At 71.4% G+C, this 7,190-nt stretch carries 4 protein-coding genes and 1 pseudogene; 2 read left to right on the top strand and 3 right to left on the bottom strand.

Annotation, left to right across the window (positions count from 1 at the left end; translation table 11 throughout):
* The 3 genes from CM1CMNOD_RS05930 to CM1CMNOD_RS05920 all read right to left on the bottom strand — a co-directional run.
* Window positions 1–3,007 (bottom strand): AAA family ATPase (locus tag CM1CMNOD_RS05930; RefSeq protein ID WP_207387466.1); only part of this gene is annotated, 3,007 nt, incomplete at its 3' end.
* 681 nt (window positions 3,008–3,688) lie between these two features.
* On the bottom strand, window positions 3,689–3,988 hold the full coding sequence (locus CM1CMNOD_RS05925; RefSeq protein ID WP_013872769.1) for a DUF4193 family protein: 300 nt from the start codon (window positions 3,986–3,988) through the stop codon (window positions 3,689–3,691).
* Between the two features lie 775 nt (window positions 3,989–4,763).
* A complete protein-coding gene (locus CM1CMNOD_RS05920) occupies window positions 4,764–5,150 on the bottom strand; it encodes a GroES family chaperonin (protein ID WP_043603102.1) in 387 nt (128 codons plus the stop codon).
* A 473-nt stretch (window positions 5,151–5,623) separates the two neighbouring features.
* On the opposite strand from CM1CMNOD_RS05920, the gene CM1CMNOD_RS05915 reads away from it, so the two are divergent.
* The gene (locus tag CM1CMNOD_RS05915; protein ID WP_013872767.1) at window positions 5,624–6,328 is read left to right on the top strand and encodes a hypothetical protein; all 705 of its coding nucleotides are present in this window, start codon (window positions 5,624–5,626) and stop codon (window positions 6,326–6,328) included.
* 378 nt (window positions 6,329–6,706) lie between these two features.
* A pseudogene (locus CM1CMNOD_RS05910) lies at window positions 6,707–7,190 on the top strand (hypothetical protein); the annotation flags it as partial.

Raw genomic sequence — 7,190 nt, 5'->3', positions numbered from 1 at the left:
GCCCGGCCCCGGGCGCCCCGGCCCCCTCGGGCCCAGCGACCGCCGCGGACCCCGCGGTCCTCGACGATCCAGGCGACCCAGTGGATGTGGTGGATGTGGCGTGGCTGGCACGCCCGGCCCGGTCGAGCAGTCGGCCCACCAACGCGGGATGGGCCGCCCGCAGCCCGGGATGCGCCCGCAGCAGCCTGATGATCGCTTCTCCCGCGTCCACGAACGGACGCAACGCACCTTCGTCCTCGGCCAGTGCCAGTGCGCGGGCCAGGGAGGCGGTCGCCCGCGCCACGTCCCCGCCGCGGTCCGCCGCCACCGCGTCCAGCACGCAGGCCGCGGTGAGGCTGCCAATGCCGAAGCCGGTGTCGGCCCGCAGCAGCGGAGCGAGCATCGTCGTGGCCGCGGACGCGTCCGCCCGGGCAAGGTGGATGCGCACCAGGGTGAGCACCTCGACCGGGTCGGGACGATGGTCGGCGATCCCGCGTCGCAGCAGGGTCAGCGCCGCGTCGGGATTACCCGCCGCAACAAGAAGATCGCCTTCGGTGGCCAGTCGTGCGCGTAGGCAGACGTCGGGCAGCCCGGCCGGACGGTGGATGGCCAGCAGCCGCCGGGCGGCCCGGACCTCCCCCTGCCGGGCCAGGATGGCCGCGTCGAGCAGGACGAGCAGTTCGGCGGTCACCGGCTGCGGCCACCGCCGACAGTATCCGTCCGCCTCCTGGATGTGCTGGCGGGCGGCGGCGAGCTCATCGCTGTGGTAGGCCACGATGGCCATCGCGAGACGGGCGTCGGCGAGCCCGGCGATCCGGCCCGGCCGGAACCGGTCACCATCGGTGCCGACCAGACCATCGGTGCCGACCAGACCGTCAGTACCGGCCAGACCGCCGCCAGGGCCGACCGGACCGCCGCCGCCGGCCAGCCGGCCCCGGCCGGCGTCCACCGCCGCGTCGGCCCACGCCCGGGCCTGGCGCAGCCGTCCGCGCCAGGCGTGCAGCAGCGCGAGGCTGCCCAGGCAGGACAGTTCCACGTCGTCCATGCCGGTCTCCCCGGCCAGCCGCAGCGCCGTCCGCAGGGTCTCGGAGGCGCTGTCCGGCCGGCCGCGCCACAGATCGGCGCGCCCCCGGGCGGCAAGCGCGACAGCCCGTGCCGCGGGGTAGCCCCGCCACTGGTCAGGATCATGGCACTCGGACGCGTCGTGCGGACGCTGGCCGGCGCGCAGCAGCCGGCGGGCGTAGTTGAGCATTCCGTCGGTGTCCGCCCGCAGTTCGGCGCGCCGGATCTCCAGGAGGTCCGCGGCGGTCGCTACCAGACGTCTGCGTTTCGCCGGCAGGCTGGTCACCCCGGCCCGCGCGGCGTCCAGGCAGCCGGCCGCGGGCTCGGCGGCGCCGGCCCGCAGGTGGCGGGCTGCCACGACAAGGGCGCACTCGGCCGACTGGTCGACCGATCCGGCGGGGAAGGCGTCCACCAGCATGCCGACCCGGTCGACGTCCATGCCCGGGGCATCCGGCCTGGGAAGCACCCCGAGACCGCTCTCGACGAGCAGGCAGGCGGCGTAGCGCCAGTCGCCGGCACGGCAGGCGTGCCGCACGGCGGCGGCGAGGTCCCCGTGGTCGGCAAACCACATGGCGGCGCGCAGGTGCAGCTCGGGCTCGTCCTCCCGAGCCTCCCGCACGAGATCGGCGTGCAGGGTCTCGGCGAGCAGCCGGTGGAAGCGGTACCAGGTGTCGTCGCCGTCGATACCGATCACGAACGAGTTGGTCCGGGCCAGGTCCGCCAGCAGCACCCGCCCGTCCACGGCCGGGGTGTCCCGCCCGACGGCGCCGGCGACCGGAGTGAGCGCCGCGGCCGTCCCGCCGGGCTCGGCGGCGACGACGTCGAGCAGCGGGCCGGTCAGCCGGTCGAGCACGCTGGCGCGCAGCAGCAGACGGCGGACCGCCCACGGCTGGCCGTCGAGGACCTCCGCACCGAGGTATTCGGCGACCTCACGGCCGGGATGCGCGACGGCCGTGGTGGCATCACCGCCTTCGGCACCGCCACCATCGGCACCGTCGGCACCGCCCGGCCACCCGGCGCCCCCTTCGCCGGCGGCGGACGCCTGGCCCGCGCCGGCGAAGGGGGCGCGGGCGGCCCACAGCCGCAGGCCCGCGGCCCAGCCCTCGGTACGCTCCAGCAGCTGGTCCCGGCCGGCATCGGACAGCTCGACGCTGTGGGCGCGCAGCAACGCGGATGTCTCCCCCGCGGTGAAGGCGAGGTCGGCGGGGCCGATCTCGACCAGCCGGCCGTCGAGGCGCAGCCGGTGCAGCGCGAGGACCGGGTAACGCGAGCAGAGCACGAGCCGCAGCGTCGGCCCGGCGCAGGCCGCCAGCAGCTCGAGCCCGGCGACCACGACCGGATCGGCGATCAGATGCACGTCGTCAATGATCAGTACGACCGGCGTGGGCAGCTCGGTGAGGGCATTGGCCAGCTCCCGCCAGAACCATCCCGAGCCACCGGGCCCGATGGATCCGGCAGCTCCAACGGGTTCGGTGGGTCCGGCAGGCCCAATGGGCCGGACGGGCCCGGTATCGCCGACGAGTGGCGATGTCCCGTCGACCGCCGCGGTGGCGGCGCCGCGGCCACCGGCAGCCGCGGCGGCAACGGCCGATCTGGGTGCTGCCGACCCGCAGCGCAGCGCCCCGGCCCCCGCCGGGATGGCACCCCCGCGTTCCAGCGCGCACAGCAGATGGAACCACAGCTCGGTGGTTGCGTCGGCGTCCACCGACAGCCAGGCGACCGGCCCCGCCCAGCGGCCGGCGGCGGCCCAGGATGCGGCGAGGACGGTCTTGCCGGAACCCGCCGGCCCGCTGATCACCGTGACCCCGCCGCGCACGCCCCGGTCGATAGCCTCCCAGAGGCGGATGCGCGGGACGTGGATGGCGGGCAGCGGCGGCGCGTTCGTCCGCGCGATGACGAGGGGCACCCTCGCGGCGGATGTATCCGGGTAAGAAGTAACGGCCGCGGACACCTTACCGTCAACCATGTCACAACCCCCAACCGACCAGGCGCGCAACGTAGTGGTATCGCGACGAGCGGTTATGGGCAAGACGAGACCGCTGACCAGACACCCACGAACCCGTCGAAAAGGGGCCAGCCGCGACCGGGCCACGACGCGCCTGACGGCGTCATGCCCGCCAGGACACGAAGACCGGAAATGTCACGTGGGCTCCACGTACGCACCGGCATCCCCCGGCGGCACCCCCGACAGCGACCCGCCCGCTACCGGGGAGCGCGGGAACCGGGCCCGTAGCCGGCGTCCGCCCGTTGACGGACGGTGTCTGCCTGTTTGGCCTGCCTGCTGGCCCGTCTGTTGTAGGCCCAGCTCCGAGACCGGGGAGCTGGGCCTCTCAGGCCGGCTCCCAGCCCGCGGTGGCAGGGTGCGCAGCCGCGCATCCCGCGGGCCCGCCGACCGAAAAGATCATGATCGCACGCCTGACGGCGCCGGCCGAATCCGCCGGCGCCGTCAGGCGTGCGCAAAACCAGATCAGGCGCCCCGGCCGGTGTCCGTCGAAGCGCTTCCGACGAACACCGGCCGACACGGGCACCGCCCGCAGCCCCGTCCGTACGAAGCATGATCCAGACGAGTTTGTCGTTGGGTACGCTTCTTGACCCTTGCGGGCGTACCCAGCGACAAGCCCGCGTCGATCTTCTCCGATGGCCGGCGCTAGGCGGCGCAGTCCGCGCAGACCGCGCGACGCGCGTCCGCGAGCTGGCTGCGATGGTGGACGAGGAAACAGCTCGTACAGGTGAACTCGTCAGCCTGTCTCGGCAGCACCCGCAGGGACAGCTCCTCGTCACGCACCTCGGCGTCCGGAAGATCCAGCTCCGCCTCGAGGGCGTCGACATCGTCTCCGAGATCGGCCGCGGCTCCGGCCCGCTGCGCCTTCAGCGTCTCCAGGCTCTGCTCCTGGAGTTCGTCATCCTCGACGTCAGTGCCCCGCCGGGCGTCGAAGTCACGAGCCATCGAGTCTCCTTCCTTACGGTTCCAGTCGTTCCCTACGGTTGCGATCAGCCGTGCGCGCGAGACGCGATGCACAGCCGCATGTCAGTACCCGTCCAGGCACGTACCCGAACAGGATCGAGCGGCTACAATACGCAACGACTCCGACGCGGGCACAGCCGACGAGGTTTGTCTACATCCCTGCGTGGTCGATACAGGACAACGGATCTCCCTCGACCGACGCGTACAATACGGTTCCGCGCGGCCACAGGCCAGGCATCACGTGTTCGCCTCGATGTCAGACCCGACACATCCATCTTCTCGTCGCATTCCGGTATAGCGCGGTGGTATTTCCGGCAGACGGGCCGATAACGCCGACCCGGTCGAGTCCGGACATCTCGGGGAACCCGATCTGGTAGGCCTTACCGGATCCACCCGGACCGTCCCCGCCGACCCCTGCCGCTCCCCGTCGATCCGCTCCCCGTCGATCGCCGCCGTCGTGGCCCGCGGCCCGGCGCGCGAACAGACATGATCGCTCCACTCCGGCCGGGATGGGCCGAGTCAGAGAATAGTGATCATGGAATCACCGGGACGGAACGACCCGTAGCCAGATCGACATGTGGGCGCCCAAGCTCACCCGGCGCTACCGGCCCACCGGCCGGATGCCCGGTTCCTGGCCGTCGCCGTAGGGGCAGGCCCCCACGGACGGACCACTGTACAGGTACAGCTCTACAGGTACAGCTCTACAGGTACAGCTCTACAGGTACAGCTCTACAGGTACAGCTCTACAGGTACAGCTCTACAGGTACAGGCCGGTCAGACCGTCATCGAGGCGCTCAGCGGCCACCGCGTGCACATCCCGCTCGCGCAGAAGCACATAGGTCGTGCCGTGCAGCTCGACCTCGGCCCGTTCCTCCGGATCGTAGAGCACCCGGTCGCTCACCTGAATGGTACGTACAGCCGTACCCACCGCGACCACGTCCGCCCAGGACAGTCGCTTACCCATCTGTGCCGTGGCGGGAATGACGATCCCGGCCTTCGAGCGGCGGTCGGCCGAGTCCTCACGGGGAGCGACAAGGACCCGATCATGAAGAAGTCTGATCGGCAACGATCCGGCACGCATGTCCACACCAGCCATGCCGCCAACGCCAGCCATACCGTTGACACCGCCGGAAGCAACACTCACACGCCGGACACTACCCGCCCGGGCGGCACCGTCCTACAATGGTGGACGATGGCGTTGTCCATCCGAGTCCGCCCAAGTCCGCCCAAGTCCATCCGAGTCCGTCCGAGGCTCACCCGAGCCTGCCCGAGCCAGGTCAACACCCCGCGACAACCCACGGACCGCGGATTCCCGGTACAAACGCACAAACCTCCCCGGATGGGGAATGCACCCCCAACGGGGTATAAGCTCCCGCCCATCGTCGGCCTCTCGCTGTTGCCGGGCCGGCGAACCGGCGCCGGGCCACCGCCGGAGAGCTCCACGTCGTCCGGCAGTCGCGGCACCGAAGGCGAAGGCGAAGGCAACAGCGGGCCAGGCAGTGGTCAGGCGGTGGCCCAGGCAGTGACCCAGATGATGGGTCGGGCACGGGCAATGGGTCAGGCAGGGTCAGGCAATGGTTGGGTCGGCACGCTGGAACCGTGAGATGAGGCACGACGATGGCTTTGCGAATCAGTGTGGACCTTGACGACCTGCGCTGGGCTGATCTTTTCCGGTTCGTCGACCTGGCCCGCAACTGCGGCATCGGGGCGGACGACCCGGTAGACGTAATCACCTACGGTAACGACCCGCTGTCGGTCAGCCTGTCGGCACGGATCTACCCGCCAGCGGACGCGTTCGGACCGGGCGAGCCCGAACTGGGCGGCGAACCAGCCGGCCGCTCGAACGTCCCGGCCATCGGCGCGGCCCAGCCGTCGTCCAACGGCTCGTCGTTCGGGTACGACCCGCCCGCCGACGAGCGCGGCCCGGGCGGCAACGGCGCCCACTACCCGTCGTTCGAAACCCCCAGCGAACGTCCCGGCCCGGGCGGCCCGCCGAACCTGCCCTCGTTCTCGGGCGGCTACGACGGGCAGGGTGAACGCGGTGGCGCGCCGCCGACCGCCGTCGCCACCCACTACCCCAGTTTCGACGGGCAGGGAGAACGCCTCGGCCCCGGCGGCGCCGGTGGGCAGTTCGCCGGATTCGAGCCGGTCTTCGACCGGCAGGCGGGCGCCATCCAGGGCGGCATCAAGGAGCCGGTCCCGGGTGGCCCGGGCGTGCCCGGCCAGGTCGACAGCCCGTACGTCGAGGAGTTCGCCCGTCTCCAGGAGGGCCTGATGCGCCAGGTCCGCCGTCCGGACGAGGTCCGCCCCGAACGGGGATGAACATCACGGGCGGTCGCTCGACCGCCCGTGCGGCTGGCGACCAGACGACTGGTCAGCGACAGCCGGCGAGTGGCTGCGAGGCGGCCAGTGCACGGGCGGCTGGCAGTCGGCAGCGCACTGGCCACCCCGCGACCAGGCAGCTGGTTGCCGCCTGGCCAGGTGATCGGACCGCCGGGCGACCCGGTGGCAACGGCCACCATCCGGATCATGTTGCCGTCCAGCCGCCGCTACCCTGCCATCGCCGGCAACATCCGACTTCTGGTGACAGAAGCAACATATGGTAACAGAGTAGACAGGTAAAGCTACAAAAGGTAGTGTGACGATCAAAATGGTCACTCAAGGACGGTACCGGTAGCACTTCCCACCGGGTGATGGTGCATGCTGGCATCGATGGAGGATCAGCGGACGGATGAGGTCGAGCGCTACTGCAACCGGTTGCGCTCAGAACTTCGCATGATTTCCAACGGGCCTGTCCTGGCTGGTCCGAAGATGATGGCGCACATCGGGTCCCTGCTCACGCTGCTCGACCTCCATCAGGCGAACGAGTTCGATCTGTGCGTGAGCTGTGACCGGCTCTGGCCGTGCCCGACGGTCGTGGCCGTCACCGGCATGTCCCCACAGCCGGATGACGACGAGCAGGCCCCGGATCCAGTTGTCAGGCGGCAGCGTGCCCAAGCGGCCCTGGATGCCCTGGAAGCGAGACCCGTCGAGGCCGGCACGCCCGCATCCACCACCATGCCTGGGATGCCCGTCATGCCCGGGGCCACAACCGCGCCTCCGATCGCGCCCGGTACCGGTGCCACACCCGGGGCCGGCGTCGCGCCCCCGGTCCCGCCCGTCACCATCGTCCCGCCCACAGCCC

This window comes from Protofrankia symbiont of Coriaria myrtifolia (assembly GCF_900634755.1).
GTDB classification, from domain to species: Bacteria; Actinomycetota; Actinomycetes; order Frankiales; family Frankiaceae; genus Protofrankia; species Protofrankia coriariae.
The sequence above is the reverse complement of the archived record's forward strand: the minus strand, read 5'-3'. Positions and strand labels throughout refer to the sequence as shown.